At 38.2% G+C, this 16,613-nt stretch carries 19 protein-coding genes; 16 read left to right on the forward strand and 3 right to left on the reverse strand.

Annotation, left to right across the window (positions count from 1 at the left end; genetic code table 11):
* Positions 1–91 precede the first annotated feature (91 nt).
* The 5 genes from JFU50_RS19620 (at position 92) to lysA (ending at position 4,848) form a co-directional block, all read left to right on the forward strand.
* Positions 92–712, forward strand: a complete 621-nt coding sequence (locus JFU50_RS19620; protein WP_201187942.1) for a stage V sporulation protein AA — start codon at positions 92–94, stop codon at positions 710–712.
* A complete protein-coding gene (locus JFU50_RS19625; RefSeq protein WP_201223747.1) occupies positions 702–1,124 on the forward strand; it encodes a stage V sporulation protein AB in 423 nt (140 codons plus the stop codon). Before JFU50_RS19620 ends, JFU50_RS19625 begins: the two co-directional genes overlap by 11 nt.
* Before the next feature lie 40 nt (positions 1,125–1,164).
* Positions 1,165–1,770 carry a stage V sporulation protein AE gene (locus JFU50_RS19630; protein ID WP_201185683.1) on the forward strand — a complete coding sequence of 202 codons (606 nt, stop codon included), beginning with the start codon at positions 1,165–1,167 and terminating at the stop codon, positions 1,768–1,770.
* Positions 1,727–3,217, forward strand: a complete 1,491-nt coding sequence (locus tag JFU50_RS19635) for a spore germination protein (protein WP_397443368.1) — start codon at positions 1,727–1,729, stop codon at positions 3,215–3,217. The genes JFU50_RS19630 and JFU50_RS19635 overlap by 44 nt, the downstream gene beginning before the upstream one ends.
* Positions 3,218–3,519: 302 nt before the next feature.
* Entirely contained in the window at positions 3,520–4,848 is a 1,329-nt protein-coding gene (lysA, locus tag JFU50_RS19640; RefSeq protein WP_201223748.1) for a diaminopimelate decarboxylase, read from the forward strand.
* Positions 4,849–4,888: 40 nt separating this feature from the next.
* Here lysA and JFU50_RS19645 read toward each other — a convergent pair whose 3' ends face one another.
* On the reverse strand, positions 4,889–5,758 hold the full coding sequence (locus JFU50_RS19645) for a DUF1002 domain-containing protein (RefSeq protein ID WP_446728145.1): 870 nt from the start codon (positions 5,756–5,758) through the stop codon (positions 4,889–4,891).
* 586 nt (positions 5,759–6,344) lie between these two features.
* Here JFU50_RS19645 and JFU50_RS19650 point away from each other — a divergent pair.
* Positions 6,345–6,689 carry a GNAT family N-acetyltransferase gene (locus JFU50_RS19650; protein ID WP_201185680.1) on the forward strand — a complete coding sequence of 115 codons (345 nt, stop codon included), beginning with the start codon at positions 6,345–6,347 and terminating at the stop codon, positions 6,687–6,689.
* Positions 6,690–6,718: 29 nt separating this feature from the next.
* Here JFU50_RS19650 and JFU50_RS19655 read toward each other — a convergent pair whose 3' ends face one another.
* Together JFU50_RS19655 and JFU50_RS19660 are read right to left on the reverse strand one after the other, a co-directional pair.
* Positions 6,719–7,264 (reverse strand): DUF309 domain-containing protein, encoded by a 546-nt coding sequence (locus JFU50_RS19655; protein ID WP_309557873.1) that lies wholly within the window; start codon positions 7,262–7,264, stop codon positions 6,719–6,721.
* A 153-nt stretch (positions 7,265–7,417) separates the two neighbouring features.
* Positions 7,418–7,501 (reverse strand): YjcZ family sporulation protein, encoded by an 84-nt coding sequence (locus tag JFU50_RS19660; protein ID WP_083450810.1) that lies wholly within the window; start codon positions 7,499–7,501, stop codon positions 7,418–7,420.
* A 216-nt stretch (positions 7,502–7,717) separates the two neighbouring features.
* Here JFU50_RS19660 and JFU50_RS19665 point away from each other — a divergent pair, with 216 nt between their 5' ends.
* The 10 genes from JFU50_RS19665 to JFU50_RS19710 all read left to right on the forward strand — a co-directional run bounded on the left by JFU50_RS19665 (position 7,718) and on the right by JFU50_RS19710 (position 16,501).
* Entirely contained in the window at positions 7,718–8,485 is a 768-nt protein-coding gene (locus JFU50_RS19665; RefSeq protein WP_056525164.1) for a segregation/condensation protein A, read from the forward strand.
* Positions 8,472–9,053, forward strand: coding sequence for an SMC-Scp complex subunit ScpB (gene scpB / locus JFU50_RS19670; protein WP_053346834.1), 582 nt, complete (start codon positions 8,472–8,474; stop codon positions 9,051–9,053). Before JFU50_RS19665 ends, scpB begins: the two co-directional genes overlap by 14 nt.
* 55 nt (positions 9,054–9,108) lie before the next feature.
* Positions 9,109–9,525, forward strand: a complete 417-nt coding sequence (locus tag JFU50_RS19675) for a hypothetical protein (protein ID WP_201223749.1) — start codon at positions 9,109–9,111, stop codon at positions 9,523–9,525.
* Positions 9,526–9,547: 22 nt separating this feature from the next.
* The gene (locus tag JFU50_RS19680; RefSeq protein WP_053346832.1) at positions 9,548–10,036 is read left to right on the forward strand and encodes a YpuI family protein; all 489 of its coding nucleotides are present in this window, start codon (positions 9,548–9,550) and stop codon (positions 10,034–10,036) included.
* Between the two features lie 121 nt (positions 10,037–10,157).
* Positions 10,158–11,045, forward strand: a complete 888-nt coding sequence (locus JFU50_RS19685) for a superoxide dismutase (RefSeq protein WP_201185678.1) — start codon at positions 10,158–10,160, stop codon at positions 11,043–11,045.
* 463 nt (positions 11,046–11,508) lie between these two features.
* Positions 11,509–12,072, forward strand: coding sequence for an alkyl hydroperoxide reductase subunit C (gene ahpC / locus JFU50_RS19690; protein WP_053346830.1), 564 nt, complete (start codon positions 11,509–11,511; stop codon positions 12,070–12,072).
* A gap of 174 nt (positions 12,073–12,246) precedes the next feature.
* Positions 12,247–13,893, forward strand: a complete 1,647-nt coding sequence (locus tag JFU50_RS19695; protein ID WP_201223750.1) for an FAD-dependent oxidoreductase — start codon at positions 12,247–12,249, stop codon at positions 13,891–13,893.
* A gap of 320 nt (positions 13,894–14,213) precedes the next feature.
* Positions 14,214–15,374 (forward strand): D-alanyl-D-alanine carboxypeptidase family protein, encoded by a 1,161-nt coding sequence (locus JFU50_RS19700; protein ID WP_057217421.1) that lies wholly within the window; start codon positions 14,214–14,216, stop codon positions 15,372–15,374.
* Positions 15,367–15,960, forward strand: coding sequence for a nucleoside recognition domain-containing protein (locus JFU50_RS19705; RefSeq protein WP_201185673.1), 594 nt, complete (start codon positions 15,367–15,369; stop codon positions 15,958–15,960). The genes JFU50_RS19700 and JFU50_RS19705 overlap by 8 nt, the downstream gene beginning before the upstream one ends.
* A 13-nt stretch (positions 15,961–15,973) precedes the next feature.
* Positions 15,974–16,501 carry a spore maturation protein gene (locus tag JFU50_RS19710; protein ID WP_446728186.1) on the forward strand — a complete coding sequence of 176 codons (528 nt, stop codon included), beginning with the start codon at positions 15,974–15,976 and terminating at the stop codon, positions 16,499–16,501.
* Positions 16,502–16,613 lie beyond the last annotated feature (112 nt).

The following is a 16,613-nucleotide window of genomic DNA, read 5'->3' on the forward strand; positions in this document are numbered from 1 at the left end:
GTAATATTTGGACATCCGTTACTTCCTGCATTTTCACTGTGTTTCCAATCCATACTACTATCATAAGGAAATAAAAGGTCGGGATGTGATGATAATGGCAGTTGTATATATCAGGATGAGGAACCGTGTACAAGTAAAGGGAAATCAAACGGTGAGGATTAAAGATATTGCAAGGATAATCGGACCTGAAGAAGTGATTCAAATAATTGAAGAGACCTTTTTATTAACGGTCAAGAAGGAAGATAAGAATATTATTGTCATTGATTTGGCTCAACTTATCATGGCCATTCGTAAAGTGGATCCGCAAATTGAAGTGCAGACATTTGGGCCATCTCAGACCATCATCGAAGTCATATATTCAAAAAAGAAAATGTCTTACCTAACTTTTGCTCTAGTCTGGTTCTTATTATTTATTGGAGCTGGGATGACAATTATGAATTTCCATGTTGATGTCAGTATGGGGGAAGTCCATCAAAAAGTCTTTACGTTAATAACGGGGAAGCTAGATGAAAAGCCACTATTAATACAGATACCTTATAGCTTCGGACTTGGCATAGGAATGATTTTATTTTTTAATCACTTTTTTAAAAAACGCTTTAATGAGGAACCTAGTCCGCTCGAAGTTGAAATGTTCAATTACCAGCAGGATTTAGACCGTTATGTCACCATGAATGAAAATAAGGAAAACGTGCGCCATCTTGATGACAGGTAAAATTATCTTCGGAATCTTTGTCGGTCTAGCTGGAGGTTTTGCAACAGGTGCCGGTTTTGTAGCGTTTTTGACTGTACTTGGAGTGATACCGAGACTGACTCAGTTGACGAAAACGATGAAAATGATTCATTACTATGAAGCAGCAATTATTGCAGGTGTTGTCGCTGGAACATGGTTAGGCTTACAGGAAACGAAATTTTTCCTGCATCATTTTTTATTAATTCCGATTGGCTTGGCAGATGGGATTTTTAATGGGATGCTGGCTGCTGCTTTGACTGAAGTTTTGAATGTTTTTCCGATTCTTTCTAAACGAATCGGAATTCAAGAGAAGATTATTTATCTGTTAATGGCACTTGTATTAGGGAAGATAGCCGGTTCTTTATTCCAATGGATTTATTTTGTCGATTTGTAAGTTCTTAAGTATTATTCCTGATGATGAAAGAAGGGCCAAGATGGTGACCAAACGAAAAGTGATATTAATAACGGATGGAGATGAGTATGCAAAACGGGCTGTCCAGCTTGTAGCTAAGGAAATAGGTGGACGGTGCATCTCTATGTCCCAAGGTAATCCATCCCGTTATTCGGGCAATGAGCTAGTTGAATTAATAAAAAAGGCAAAGTATGATCCTGTACTGGTTATGTTTGATGATAGTGGTTTTATCGGTGAAGGATTCGGTGAACAGGCGATGAAGGTGGTTGCCGGCCATCCTGATATAGATGTCCTTGGGGTTATTGCAGTTGCTTCAAAGACTAGGAGGGAAGAATGGACAAAGGTGGATGTATGTATTGACCGGGATGGGAATTTAACACCAAACGGAGTTGATAAATACGGGGCTGAGGAATTTGAACTAGGAAAGATTACAGGAGATACAGTGTATTGCATCGATGAATTAAATGTTCCAATAGTGGTGGGGATAGGGGATATCGGGAAAATGTCCCATCAAGATGATATTAAAAAAGGTGCACCGATCACGAAGCTTGCGGTGGAAATTATTTTGGAAAGGAGCGGTCATAATGGCTTCAGAAAATCCTCAAAACATGAAACCGATTCCGAATAAAGTAGCGGAAGTAGACTCGTTCATGGAAGAAAAAGTAGGTCTTGGCGTCAGCTTTGACTTAGGGGTAAGAAGAATAAAGGTCTTAAAAAAAGATGTACATTTATACTATGTGAACGGGCTGACGGATACAGAGTTCATCATTGGAATTCTTGACTCGCTAATCCATAACAAAAATGCTGAAATTATGACGACAAAAGTGTTTGAAACAGTCAAAAACTTGCTTGTCCACCAATCTGTTGAAGAAATAAGTACAATGGATGAGCTTGTTGATCAAGTGCTGTCCGGCTTAATAGTCATCGTCGTCGATGGTAGAGCAACGGGATTGGTTGTAGATGTCAGGAGTTATCCTGGAAGGCAACCAGTAGAGCCTGATACGGAAAAGGTCGTCCGTGGATCCAGGGATGGTTTTGTCGAAAATATCATCATTAATACAGCGATAACCAGACGGAGAATTCGGGATGAAAGATTACGTTTTGAAATTTTGAAGGTGGGGGAACGTTCGAAAACGGATATAGCAATCGGATACATTAAAGATATTGCCGATCCGGATTTAATAGCAGTCGTACGCAAGGAATTGAAAAATATAGAAGTTGATGGCATAACGATGGCGGATAAGACGATTGAAGAGTTTATCGTCAAGCAAGGATATAACCCGTATCCGCTTGTAAGATATACGGAGAGGGCTGATGTAGCGGCAACGCATTTACTTGAGGGGCATGTCCTTATTTATGTGGATACTTCACCGAGTGTCATCATTACCCCGTCCACTCTTTTTCATCACATGCAACACGCTGAGGAGTATCGGCAGGCACCTGCTGTTGGAACCTTGGTGCGATGGGTCCGTTTTTTAGGGATTTTCGTTTCGCTTTATTTGCTGCCGATTTGGTTATTGTTTTCGTTAGAACCGTCCCTTCTCCCCGATAATCTTGAATTTATCGGGCCGAATAAAAAAACGCATATACCGATTATTGTCCAAATCTTCATTTCCGATATTGGGATAGAATTTTTAAGGATGGCAGCCGTTCATACCCCGACCCCGCTTTCTACTGCAATGGGTTTGGTTGCGGCAGTTTTGATAGGACAGATAGCAATAGATGTTGGCCTATTTGTCCCTGAAGTGGTTCTCTACGCTTCCGTAGCGACAATCGGTACATTTGTCACTCCAAGTTTAGAACTAGGGGTTGCGAATAAAATTTCCCGTTTAGCGCTGCTTGTGTTGGTTGCTTTATTTAAAGTGCCGGGCTTAATTATAGGTATCACAATTCATATTATTTTGCTTACCAGTATAAAAACGTTAAATACACCGTATTTATGGCCGCTTCTCCCGTTTCAGCCGAAAGCTTTGTCTCATATAATATTTAGAAGACCTTATCCAGGTTCTATAGAACGTCCGAGTATTGTACATCCCCAGGATATATATAGGCAGCCAAGAAAATCTAAAGGTTGATGTTGTCGAAAAGTTGTGGTAATTTAATTTTATTCGGAAAAAGCAGTAAAGTTAAGGCTTCACAAAGAGAAAGAGCTCTTTTGTCTCTTTGAAGTTAAACCAATCTGGCTTTCCCTTCGAACTACTAAGCAGTTTGTTTGATTAAAGAGGATGGAAAACATTTTTATTCGGGATAATCGATTAATTTGAATGAGGCTTTTTCAAAGAGGGAGAACCTTTTTCGCTTGCATAAGTGGGAACTCTCTTTGACGCTGCCTCATTTCTTATTAATCGTTAGTTTTAAGTCAGGAAGGTGAGCTATCATGCATTTGTACGGAACCGGTCGTGTCAATGATCGTGGACATCTTGAGATTGGCGGAGTGGACACAATCGAATTGATTGAACAATTTGGAACGCCATTATATGTTTATGATGTAGAGTTAATTCGCGAGCGTGCTAGAGGATTCAAGCGAACATTTGAGGAATTGGGTATTTCTGCTCAAGTCGCCTATGCGAGTAAAGCTTTTTCTTCGATTGCAATGATCCAGTTGGCTGATCAAGAGGGCCTATCACTCGATGTCGTCTCAGCGGGAGAATTGTATACAGCAATTAAAGCAAATTTTCCAACTGAACGTATTCATTTTCATGGGAACAACAAAAGTGAAGAAGAGCTACATATGGCCTTGGATTATAAAATCGGCTGTATTGTAGTCGATAATTTTTCAGAGCTAACATTATTAGAAGAGATTTGTACACAGCGAGAACAAAAAGTGAAAATTCTTCTTCGTGTGACTCCAGGTATTGAAGCCCATACGCATGATTATATCTTAACAGGGCAGGAAGATTCGAAATTTGGCTTTGATCTTATTAACGGTCAGGCTGAAGAGGCCCTTAGACAAGCGCTACAAAGCAAGTGGATTGAAGTACTAGGACTGCACTGCCATATTGGCTCACAGATCTTTCAAACGACTGGATTCCTGCTTGCCGCACAAAAAATTATAAGCAAGCTTAAAAATTGGCATAAATCATTAGATTTCCAGCCAAAGGTATTGAATCTTGGAGGCGGATTTGGAATCAGATATACCGAAGAGGACGACCCGCTTCCAGCTTCTCAATATGTAGAAGAAATCGTTAGGGAAGTGCAGAACCTGGTTGCTAATTCTGATTTGGAGATGCCGGAAATTTGGATTGAACCTGGCCGTTCATTAGTCGGCGACGCTGGTGTGACTTTATATAAAGTCGGTTCTGAAAAGGAAGTACCTAATGTTCGTAAATATATAGCAGTTGATGGTGGTATGAGTGATAATATTCGCCCAGCTCTATATGAGGCAAAGTATGATGCAATTCTTGCCAATCGGCCGCTTGATCCAGTAGAAGAAACAGTGTCCATTGCTGGGAAATGCTGTGAAAGCGGAGATATGTTGATTTGGGATTTACCTTTGCCAAAAGCAGGACGAGGTGATGTATTAGCTGTCTTTTGTACAGGGGCATATGGATATTCCATGTCCAATAATTACAACCGGATTCCGAGGCCTGCTGTCGTCTTCGTCGAAGATAGAGAAGCTCGTTTAGTCATTAAACGCGAAACCTTCGAAGATCTTATCCATTTGGATTTGGCACTTCAGGAAGCAGCCGTTACGAATAAGGATTAAGAAAAGAGGATGGCTATGCCATCCTCTTTTCTTATCTAAATCAGTTAAAAAATGATTTGATTGCGTCTATTAAACTATTGAAAACCTCTTTCAATTTATCTAAAAATGATTGTCCTTCTTCGGATCCAAGGAAATTGGACAGCTTATCTTTTGTCGCTGTCAGCTGATCACCAACAGCGTTCCAATCAATATTCAATTCTTTTAGCTTATTAAATAAATCAATCAAACTTTGCTTTTGATCTTCATTTAAGTCAATTCCCAGTTCATTTGCAGACGATTCGACAACCTTACGGACTTCTTCAGTCGTAGTCGGTGGATTTTCAGCCATTCCTTCTTTGATTTTTGTTACGAGTGCAGAGGCTTCCTCTGTACCGATTTCATCGCCCAATTTAGCTGTCTTCACCATTTCTTCATTAGCTGCTTGCTTCACATCCTCCGGAATTGTTTTATCGGAAGAAATCTCATACGCTTTTATTACTCCTGTTAAAGCAGCTGTACCTGAAACTGGTATCGGTGCAGTGACATAGACGGTGGCATCTTTTACTCCAGCAGTCGCCAGAGCATTGATATACATTTCATCAGTAACCCAGTTAATATTTTTCGACTCCAATTTAATGCCAGTACCTTTTTCTTCTAATGTAATAGCAGAGGATGAAATCGCTTTTGTGCCAATTAGCCGGCTAGCAATATAATCCCCTAAATATTCATGTTCCTCTGCATTGGTAACCGTTAAAACCTCAACGTCATCAGGAGCTTTCATTTCTGACAATAGCATACTTTTTTGTTCTTTTGTCAAATTTTCCCCTAGTGTGACGATCATTTCACCAACAGCCGCGTCCGCAAAGGCTTTATATGGCAATAATAGGCATAATAAAATGGTCACAATGACCCATTTTTTCATTTTTTTCATTGTTATCCTCCTTAACATTTCCTGCTGAATTGGATTCTTTTATTTAAAGAGCACCGCTTTAAATAAAAGTTTCATAGTATTGGACGAACCAAAAGGTAAAAAAGATACAGATTAATAAAAAATATTTATTTCGTCCAAAATAGCTAATGTTCTTACTAAGGACGAAAAGTGATTGTATCCTTGTCTAATATACCTGTGAGATATGCTATGAATCCTAAGTTTACTTTATCAATGTAGTAAAATGAATGCAAGATTGCAAGGGGTATTTGTCAGATTGTGCTAAGTTATAGTAAAATGAATTCGTTATTTAAATATTTAGACCATTGAATAAAGGGAGTATGGGATGAGGAAAAGTAATAAAACTCTTTTACTTATGATGCTTGTTATCGCTTTGATGTGGGGAATCGTATATTGGCTGTTCATCGCGTAGCACATAGGAGATCTATAAATCAAGTGCTGAAAGTGATGTTGAAACAAAAGAAAATTTTATGTATGATGGAAATGTTATAAGTGGGGATTATTATTCAAAGCGAATTAATTAGAAACAGGTAGATAATAAAAACGTTATTTAGTAACGAGGGATATTATGTTGATTAAGTATAAGAAAAGTTATGAGAAGTTTGCCATGGGATTATTATCTTTCATGCCAAATGAAAAAGAGATAAAAGTGCTTCGGAATACGATGAAGAATTACGAAACAGATGAAAATCTACAGTTGTTCTTATGGAAAGATGAAGAGATTATAGGCTTGATCGGAATAGAAGTCTCTCCAAATCACATTGAGATTCTACATATATCTGTAAATCCATCTTTTCGAAAGCAAGGTATCGGTAAAGCAATGGTCAGGGCTCTAAAGGAGCAATATCCTGACAAAGAAATAAAAGCAAATGAATATACGGAAAGCTTCCTAGACAAATGTGAAGAAGCTTAGATCATGAGAGCAAGAATAGAGGACCACTCTTAAGAGTGGTCCTCTATTCTTGCTCTTCGGAGGGATAGTTGTCGAGCTCTTTCTGAAATAACATCTGAACGGTCACGCTTTAGATGCTTGTCTATTAATGATAAATTAGCCATGTCGCTATCTGTGCACCATACGTATCCTTCCTGACTGCATATGGCTTGGCATTGTACAATCAACTCTTGATCCGTTATAGGAAGGTTGATGCTTTCATATGGTTTTTTAGACAACATACGTGCATGGGTGTTCTGAAGCAAATTAAGCAGTTCTTCGTGATCGAGGCCAAACAGTTGCAGCTCTACTTTTTTCGAACGGAGATTGTCAATGGCTTTAGCAAGGGTCCTTGTAGCACCTTGTTTGTTGCCTCTACGGTCGTGATATAGGGCAACTGCAATTTGAATCAGCCCGACCCAGTGCGAGTCACGCTCTTTTGGTGCAGTATCCTTCCAGTATTCTTCAAGAATTTCGTGACATTCAAAGTAATCCCTAGTGCCATGAAAATGGACAAGGAAAGACAGGTAGTCTTCCGGGTAATTCAATATGAGCACCCCTTTTGTTTGGTAGGTTCATTTAAGGTAGAAAAGCCATTTTAAACAGCTTTACACCGGGCGTGTTTACTCTCTTTAGTTTATCACAAAAAACACCCTGGAAAATAAGGAAAGCTGATTGCTATGCAATCAGCTTGATTCATCAGTCTTCAATTAACACCAAGAAGCACCGACAATAATTAACAAAATGAACAATACTACAATAAACGCAAATCCGCCGCCATGCCCAAAACCCATAATAAGTTCCTCCTTTGTTCTGGTATTCTTACATTCCTAGGTTATGTTAATTTTACAAATGTGATTGGGCACTGACCCAATAAACACAAATCCCTCTTAAGAACTTTTCTAAGTGCCAAATTATTATTATTGGATAAAGGCCGGTAATCCACTATACTTGATTAGTAAAAGAAATAGGCCAAACATTGGCCAATTAGATTTAAATGGGGTATTTTTATGGGTTATAATATTAAAATTGATGCTTTTGAAGGTCCGATGGATTTACTCCTTCATTTGATAAACCGTCTTGAAATAGACATCTATGATATTCCAATGGCTGATATCACAGAGCAATATTTAGGCTATATTCATACGATGCAGCATCTTGAATTAGATGTGGCCAGTGAATATTTAGTAATGGCTGCGACACTACTTGCTATCAAAAGTAAAATGTTGCTACCCAAGCATGAAGATGAACAATTGATTGATGAAGATGGAGAACTATTTGAAGAAGATCCACGGGACGAGCTTGTGGAAAAACTATTAGAATATAAAAAGTATAAAAATGCTGCAGAAGAATTTAAGGGGTTGGAAGAAGAACGAAGCTTGATGTTTACAAAACCGCCGAGTGATTTATCTGTTTATGTAAAAGAAACGGAAAATGAAAAACAAGAGTTGAATATCAGTCTATACGATATGTTGGGCGCTCTACAAAAACTACTGCGAAGGCAAAAAATTCAAAAGCCCCTATATACAAAAGTGACGAAACAAGAGATATCAATTGAAAAACGCATGGATGAAATCATGATTGAGTTACAATCATTTAAAGGGAAAAAAAGCTTTTTTGAGCTCTTTTCACAACCGGTTAAGGAGCATATCGTCATTACTTTTATGGCGGTATTGGAACTAATGAAACAAAATGAAATAATCGTTGAACAAGAAGATAATTTTTCGGAAATTATGATTGCAGCTAAGGAAGGTGTAGAACCAGTTGGAAGTTATTAATTGGAAGGGGATTCTTGAGGCATTATTGTTTGCTGCTGGAGATGAAGGCCTCTCAGTCAAACAAATTGCCTCTGTCCTAGAAATTACAGAATATCAAGCAACAGACATCATTGAAAGCTTAAAGGAAGAATATATATCGGATGTACGAGGGGTTCAAGTGATTGAAATAGCAGGTGTGTTTCAAATGACTACAAAAAAAGAACACTCGGATTATTTAAAAAAACTTGTAGAAACTTCAAGTACTCAAGGTTTATCACAGGCTGCTTTGGAAACACTCGCAATCATCGCGTATAAGCAGCCAATTACGAGAGCTGAGATTGATGAAATTCGCGGTGTCAAAACGGAACGGCCGATTCATACACTTGTCACTAAAGTGTTAATAAAAGAGGTCGGACGTGCTGAGGGGTCTGGTCGGGCTTATTTATATGGGACAACGAAAGAGTTTTTGGATTATTTCGGTCTAAACTCAATTAAAGAATTACCGCCACTCTCCGATAATTCAGAAGAAAGCTTCGAAAATGGTGAAGCAGATTTGTTTTTTGAGAAATTTCAACAAACAATCGAATAACATTTTTCTTTAAATTGTGATAATATAGAAAAAACTGAATACGGGGGGATTTCGGGTGCGAATTGTAGCATGCAATGGATTTGGACTTGAAAAAGAAAAGTCCAATTCTCCGGAGGAATTTTTTAACCGATCCGTTATAGAATACATAAAGGATGGAGAAGAAAAGACACTGAATGTGCTGTATCTTCGTTATTTTGATGAGATGGTCGCTCGGTGGACTCCATATTCCACCAATCCTTTATTCAAAAGTTTCGACCGAGATATTTATATGGCTGATATCATTGCAATGGTTTGCCTTTTCAAAGACCCGAATTTGGCTAGCCGAAAACGTTTATATATTAATTCAGAAAAAGAGTTAGCTGGTTATTTCGAAAATATAAATTTTGGAAAATTGGAGAAAGTGTTTATATCTATTGACCAAGCTAAACCATATGATATTAAATCAAATGTAGATTTTAATATTCTTTCATAATCATTTTGAGGAGGGTTCACGGTTGGGGAATACATTGGTAAAATCTCAGCTTGAGGATGTAAAAAGCTTTTTAGAAACGACAGTAGCTCAGTTAGAAGAGTTTATAAATGAGACGACCTATTCTAAGCTTCAACAGGAAAAAAGCGGGGAAGAAAGTTATTATAAAGGAATCCTCTCTAGTTTAAGAAGAATGCTTGTAAGTTGTGAAGAGGGTTTAGAAGCTTGCCAAATCGTCCTTAAAAATGAAGTTTTTAATAAAGCTGCAGCTGAAAAGACGCTATATAGAGTGTATCATCAATGTATAGAAGAATATTTTTCCCCAAAATCGGACCGTTGGTTTGAAGACAGCCGATCTGCCTATACGGGAAAAAACTCGATTAAATTTCATCAAGGTGTACCGGATAGCATTATATCTATTTTGAAATCTGTAGAAAGTGGATTTCAGACCATGCGAGAAGAATTAGAGTATTATGAAACGGATTACCGGACGAAAATGTTACAGTCAAGATAAAGAAACAGCGAGGCTTAATAGGCCTTGTTGTTTTTTTTGTTTATAAATGGAATCTTCGCTTATTCGTAACATAAAATACTCTGATGATTTATGTGTAAGTAGGTTACAGGGGGGTTGAAAGATGTCTGATGTAAGACAGTATGCAAAAGAGGTAAGTGATTGGATTGATGAAATAATGGCATACCTTGAGAGAATAGATATCACCGATTCGACAGTGTTGGCAAACATTGAAAGGCTTTCCCAATGGACTAATGATCTCGTTGCAGAGGAAATAGATTATGAGAATATGGTCTTGATTGAAGAAGAGATGGCTCGGGTCTACGAAGAAATTGAAGAGATAGCTAGAGATCTCGGTACTCAGCAAAGACAAACTCAATCTCAATCTGTACCAATTGGAAAACATACGCTTCCGCCGCTACCTTATGCCTATAATGCGTTGGAACCGACGATTTCAGAGGAAATCATGTACCTTCACCATGATAAGCATCACCAAACTTATGTAGATGGTCTGAATAAAGCAGAATTAATGATGAAAAATGCCAGGGAGACGAAGGATTATTCATTGTTGAAACATTGGGAAAAGGAAGCAGCCTTTCATGGATCCGGGCATTATTTGCATACAATATTTTGGGAAGGGATGATTCCAAGAGGCGGCGGCCAGCCAAAGGGAGACTTACTTAAACAGATTGAGAAGGATTTTGGAAGTTTCGCAGCATTTAAAAATCACTTTAGTGAAGCAGCTAAACAGGTTGAAGGTGTTGGCTGGGCGATTTTAGTCTGGGTGCCACGTGCGCGTAAACTAGAAATTCTTCAATCAGAGTTGCATATGATTTTAACACAATGGGATACGATTCCAGTACTTGTATTAGATGTGTGGGAACATGCATATTACTTACAATATAAAAATAATAGAGCTTCTTATGTGGATAAATGGTGGGACGTTGTAAACTGGCCCCAAACAGCATTACGGTTTACCGAAGCGAAAAAGCTTACTTGGAAACAACAATAAGGGATAAAATATATGTTCTACCAAAAACGAATTGTTTTGAGTTGAAGGGCCGAGCCATTATGGTTCGGCATTTTTTCGTTTAAAAGGACAGTACAGATTAGTTTTTTGGGGTTAATTAGGAATAATGTGGGAAGTATATGAAGGATGAAGTAAATTGTATGGATGAAATCGACAATTGATTCTCATTTGGAATTTATTATTTTATTGAAAAGGAGACAATATCATCTTTCGAAATAATTAGGATAGTTGTTATTTTTAACCTTGATATAACATTGAAGATGTGTTAAATACGCTATTTTAAAGTACAATGCGGTTTATAAATTGTTTAATGTATATCAATATAAAAACTGTGACTAATTTGTGAACTTAAAAATTATTAAGGTATATTTATTGACTAGTTTCTATTTAATAATTATTATAAATAGGAGCAGATTAAAAAATATATCTATTGGAGGAATTTATTATGTCATTGATTAATAAACAAGTTGAAGATTTTAAAGTACAAGCTTACCATGCAGGAGAATTCAAGGAAGTAACATTAGATGATGTTAAAGGAAAATGGGCAGTATTCTTCTTCTACCCAGCTGACTTTTCATTTGTATGTCCAACAGAATTAGCTGATCTTCAAGACAACTATGAAACATTCAAAGAAATTGGTTGTGAAGTTTACTCAGTTTCAACAGATACTCATTTCAGCCACAAAGGATGGGCTGATGCTACTGATACAATCGGTAAAATTCAATATCCAATGTTAGCTGACCCAGCAAATGTTTTATCTCGTCAATTCGGTGTATTAATCGAAGAAGATGGTTTAGCTCTACGTGGAACTTTCATCGTAAACCCAGAAGGACAAATTAAAGCATACGAAGTGAATGATTTAGGAATCGGTCGTAATGCTGAAGAACTTGTGAGAAAAGTTCAAGCTGCACAATTTGTAGCAGAACATGGTGATAAAGTTTGCCCTGCTAAATGGACTCCAGGTGAAGCTACTCTTGAACCAAGCTTAGATCTAGTAGGTAAACTTTAATCTTTTGAGGATATAATCCAATTCGTTACTGGACACTATCTACACATTGATTACGAAGACAATTCGTTTGACAAGATTCTAATGACAAAAGGCACTTACCTAAAATAAGTGCCTTTTGTTATTCAAAATAAACTGTTTTTTAGTAAGTATTATTATTCAGCAAGGAGAACAACTATGGAAAAAATACATGATTTAATAATTATTGGTGGTGGTCCTGCAGGTCTTTCTGCGGGTGTATATGCAGGTAGAGCTAAAATTAAAACAATAATTCTTGAAAAGGGTACAGGTGGCGGACAAGCTGCAACAACATCAGAAATTGCAAACTATCCTGGTATTCGTCATATTTCAGGCCCAAGGTTAGTTGAAGAAATGAAACTTCAAAATGAAGATTTTGGAGTGGAGTTTGCCAAAGCTGATGTAACAGGAGTGGATTTCTCTGGTGAGGTAAAGGTCGTTAAAACGCTTAGTGGGGATTACCATGCGCGCGCTGTAATAATTGCAACTGGCGCCTCTCCAAGAACACTTGGATTCCCAGGGGAAGAAGAATTTACTGGTCGTGGAGTAGCTTATTGTTCAACCTGTGATGGCGAATTTTTTGAAGGGTTGGAAGTTTTCGTAATTGGGGCAGGATATGCAGCAGCTGAAGAAGCTATCTTCCTGACTCGTTTTGCTACAAAAGTCACAATCATTGCCAGGGAATCAAGCTTCTCATGTGCTCCTTCTATTGTTGATAAAGTAATGGCAAATGATAAGATTGAAGTGAAATTCAATACAGAAATCCTTGGGGTATATGGGGATGGAATGATTCAAAGTGCCCGCTTCATCAATAACGTTACCAAGGAAGAGTTTGAGTATGAAGCGAAGAAAGAAGACAGTACGTTTGGAGTATTCGTATTCATTGGTTACGAACCGAAAACAGAGATTTTCAACGGCCATATCGAAATGGACAGTGCTGGTTACATTCTCACAGATGATGATATGAAAACGAATGTGAAAGGTGTATATGCAGCTGGCGACTTAAGACCAAAATCCTTGCGTCAGATTATTACCGCTGTTTCTGACGGAGCGATTGCAGCAACGGATGCAGGTAAATACATTGCTGAAGAAAAAGATCGCTTAGGTATTAAAGATGAGCCTGCTGTTGAAAAACCTGAGAAAAAAGAACAGGCTGCTGTTCCAGCAGGGAAGAGCCCTCTATTAAGTGACGCACTACGCGGTCAATTAAAGGGAATCTTCGGCAAGATGGAAAGCGATGTAACGTTGGTATCTATTGTAGACGAAAGTTTGCCAAAATCAGTCGAATTGCGTGATTTCTTGTTGGATGTTGCTGAATTAGGTGACAAACTTCATCTTGAGTTATATAACAAAGGTGAAAATAAGGAAATCGAAGAAAAAATCAATGCTGATAAGTTCCCAGTTGTCTCTCTAATAAATTCGAGAGGTGAATACAGTGGTGTCAAATACCATGGTGTACCAGGCGGTCATGAGTTGAATTCCTTCATTTTAGCTATTTATAACCTAGCTGGACCTGGTCAAGCGTTGGATTCAGTTGTTTTAAATTCGATTAAATCAATCAGTAAAAAAGCGAACATTAAAGTTATGGTATCATTGGCATGTCACTACTGCCCAGACGTTGTAGTGGGTGCACAGCGTATTGCTATTGAAAACCCTAACGTTGAAGCTGAAATGGTCGATATAAGTAATTTCCAGGAAATCAAGAAAAAATATAAAGTAATGAGCGTGCCGGCTATGATCATCAATGATGAAGAAGTAGTATTCGGTGCAAAGAAAATTGATGAAATCGCTGCATTGTTAGTATGATAGAACGCTAAATCGATAGGGGGACATCTCATGTCCCCTTATCGATTTTTTTTTTGGGTTCAAACATGGATCCGAAATTCACTCTACCTAAAATTTAAAATGATTCTCCTTTCATACTCCTCAATAGTGGGAGGAGCATTTGGATTTATCTTGATATGTTCTAGTACATGGGTAAATTTGTATAATGTCATTTAAAGTTTTATATGAAAAAGCCCTTTTAAATCCTAGGATCTTATAGATATTCACATTCTTTTTATTCATAACCCTTGTCCCTTTGCATAAACTTGTACAAAAACAAGTTAAGAGACGAGGGGGCACTCATGCGTTTTCTATATAAAGGGTTATCAGGTTTGTTTATTATCATTCTCCTTTTGTCTTTTCTAGCACCGGTACAAAGCGCTAATGCTAACGTAGCCGTTAGTGCCCACAGCGCGATATTAATGGATGAGGAAAGCGGAAGGGTCATTTATGAGGTGAATGCTCATGAAAAAAACCGTATTGCCAGCATCACGAAAATCATGACGGCTATACTGGCTATTGAATCGGGAAAAATGGGGGAAACAGTAAAGATTAGTAGTAATGCCTTCGGGACTGAGGGTTCTTCCCTTTATTTGAAAGAAGGAGAAAAGATTAAGCTTGAAGATTTGGTTTATGGATTGATGTTACGTTCGGGGAATGATGCGGCAGTCGCAATCAGCGAAAAGGTGGGCGGGAGCCTTGATGGCTTCGTCTGGATGATGAATCAAAAGGCAGAGGAAATCGGTATGAAGAATACTAATTTCTCAAATCCGCATGGTTTGGATAATACGAATAACCATTATTCAACAGCATATGATATGGCTTTACTGACTCGTTATGCTATGCAAAATAAAACGTATGCAAAGATTGCCGGTACTAAGGTGCACCGAGCACCTAATTCAACAGAACAATGGGATTATGTCTGGAAGAACAAAAATCGACTTTTGACACAATTATATGAGTATTGTACAGGGGGGAAAACAGGGTTTACCAAACTGGCAAAGCGTACCCTGGTCACGACGGCTACAAAAAACCAACATGATCTAATAGCTGTAACATTGAATGGTCCCGACGATTGGAATGATCATATTCAAATGTATGAATCCGCTTTTAAAGAATATAAGCCAACTGAAATTTTACCTGAGGGCTTGGTAAAAGATATGAAAAATAAAACGTATAGAGGCCATGTATATATTAAAAACGATTTTTCGTATCCACTCACGAAAGAAGAAAGAAAACTGGTCAATGTGAAAATGAAATTGTTGAAACCACAGAAGGCTTGGAAAGATAAACGAAAAATTCCTGAAGTAATTGGCAAAGCTTCTATCTATCTCGATGGAAAAAAAATCGGTTCACGTTCAATTTTTTATGGTGAAACAAAAGAAAGCTTCAAGCATCAATCCTTTCAATCTACCTGGGCTGAGCTATTTGAAGCAGTATTAGGAATCAAAAGCAATGGTTAATTATATTTGGGTTGGAATGACCGTGATCGGCATCGTATTTGGGATGATAAATGGAACGATGGATCAAGTGAATGAAGCTCTTTTTGTCAGTGCTAAGGAAGCAGTCACCCTTTGTCTAGGGTTGATGAGTATTTTGGTTTTTTGGCTGGGGTTAATGAAAATAGCGGAAGAATCCGGACTGCTCGATAAGTTTTCCAACTTGTTCAGACCATTTATGAGGTGGCTATTCCCAGAGGTCCCACCCAATCATCCAGCAATGGGATATATATTATCGAATATGATGGCAAACACATTTGGACTGGGGAATGCAGCCACGCCTCTTGGTATTAAAGCCATGGAGCAGTTAAAGAAACTTAATGGAGGAAAAGCAACGGTCAGCCGCTCGATGGTCACCTTTTTAGCGATAAACACATCAAGCGTTACACTTATTCCAACGACTGTCATTGCGATTCGAATGAATTATGATGCTCACTCCCCGACAGATATCGTATTTCCTACTATTATCGCCACGGCCATTTCAGCGGTTGGAGGGATTGCGATTGATCGATATTTTTATTACAGGAGAAAAAGGAACGGGAGGGAATAGGATGTTGCACTGGATGACCACCATTTCAATTTGGATGATACCGCTTTTGATTCTAACAATATTACTTTACGGGACATTGAAAAAAGTTCCTACCTATGAGACCTTCGTCGAGGGGGGGAAGGAAGGAATTAGCATGTCCTTTTCCCTTATACCTTTCTTAGTAGGAATGCTTGTGGCCATTTCCGTATTTAGGGCATCGGGGGCACTGGATTTTATTGTACATTTATTAAATCCATTGCTTGCCCTGCTTCATTTTCCAGCAGAGGTTTTACCACTTGCGATAATCCGCCCGATATCAGGTACGGCAGCTTTAGGAATGACCAGTGACTTAATTTCAGTTTATGGGCCGGATTCCTTCGTTGGGCGCTTAGCTGCCACCATTCAGGGTAGCACAGATACCACATTCTATGTTTTGACCGTTTATTTTGGAGCTGTGGGAATCAAGAAAATGGGTGATGCGCTCAAGGTTGGTCTATTAGCGGATCTAATCGGAATTGTAGTCGCTGTTGTCGTTGTAACTCTCGTATTCGGAATGAAATAAAAGTCACGGAAATGGATCATTCCATTTCTTTTTTTGTCCTTATACGTAAACTGTTTTTTTTCAAAAGGCCAACAAGTATTTTTTATTAAAATCAAACCTTCATCAAAAGATA

The organism is Peribacillus sp. TH14 (assembly GCF_016651145.1).
Lineage (GTDB): Bacteria > Bacillota > Bacilli > Bacillales > DSM-1321 > Peribacillus > Peribacillus butanolivorans.

Bases quoted from the DNA above. Each gene is read 5' to 3' on its own strand.
- JFU50_RS19700 (WP_057217421.1), top strand. From the start codon at position 14,214: ATGCGTTTTCTATATAAAGGGTTATCAGGTTTGTTTATTATCATTCTC.
- JFU50_RS19705 (WP_201185673.1), top strand. From the start codon at position 15,367: ATGGTTAATTATATTTGGGTTGGAATGACCGTGATCGGCATCGTATTT.
- JFU50_RS19635 (WP_397443368.1), top strand. From the start codon at position 1,727: ATGGCTTCAGAAAATCCTCAAAACATGAAACCGATTCCGAATAAAGTA.
- JFU50_RS19685 (WP_201185678.1), top strand. From the start codon at position 10,158: ATGTCTGATGTAAGACAGTATGCAAAAGAGGTAAGTGATTGGATTGAT.
- JFU50_RS19660 (WP_083450810.1), bottom strand. From the start codon at position 7,501: ATGGGTTTTGGGCATGGCGGCGGATTTGCGTTTATTGTAGTATTGTTC.
- JFU50_RS19665 (WP_056525164.1), top strand. From the start codon at position 7,718: ATGGGTTATAATATTAAAATTGATGCTTTTGAAGGTCCGATGGATTTA.
- JFU50_RS19695 (WP_201223750.1), top strand. From the start codon at position 12,247: ATGGAAAAAATACATGATTTAATAATTATTGGTGGTGGTCCTGCAGGT.
- JFU50_RS19650 (WP_201185680.1), top strand. From the start codon at position 6,345: ATGTTGATTAAGTATAAGAAAAGTTATGAGAAGTTTGCCATGGGATTA.
- JFU50_RS19625 (WP_201223747.1), top strand. From the start codon at position 702: ATGACAGGTAAAATTATCTTCGGAATCTTTGTCGGTCTAGCTGGAGGT.
- JFU50_RS19630 (WP_201185683.1), top strand. From the start codon at position 1,165: ATGGTGACCAAACGAAAAGTGATATTAATAACGGATGGAGATGAGTAT.
- ahpC (WP_053346830.1), top strand. From the start codon at position 11,509: ATGTCATTGATTAATAAACAAGTTGAAGATTTTAAAGTACAAGCTTAC.
- JFU50_RS19710 (WP_446728186.1), top strand. From the start codon at position 15,974: ATGACCACCATTTCAATTTGGATGATACCGCTTTTGATTCTAACAATA.
- JFU50_RS19645 (WP_446728145.1), bottom strand. From the start codon at position 5,758: ATGAAAAAAATGAAAAAATGGGTCATTGTGACCATTTTATTATGCCTA.
- lysA (WP_201223748.1), top strand. From the start codon at position 3,520: ATGCATTTGTACGGAACCGGTCGTGTCAATGATCGTGGACATCTTGAG.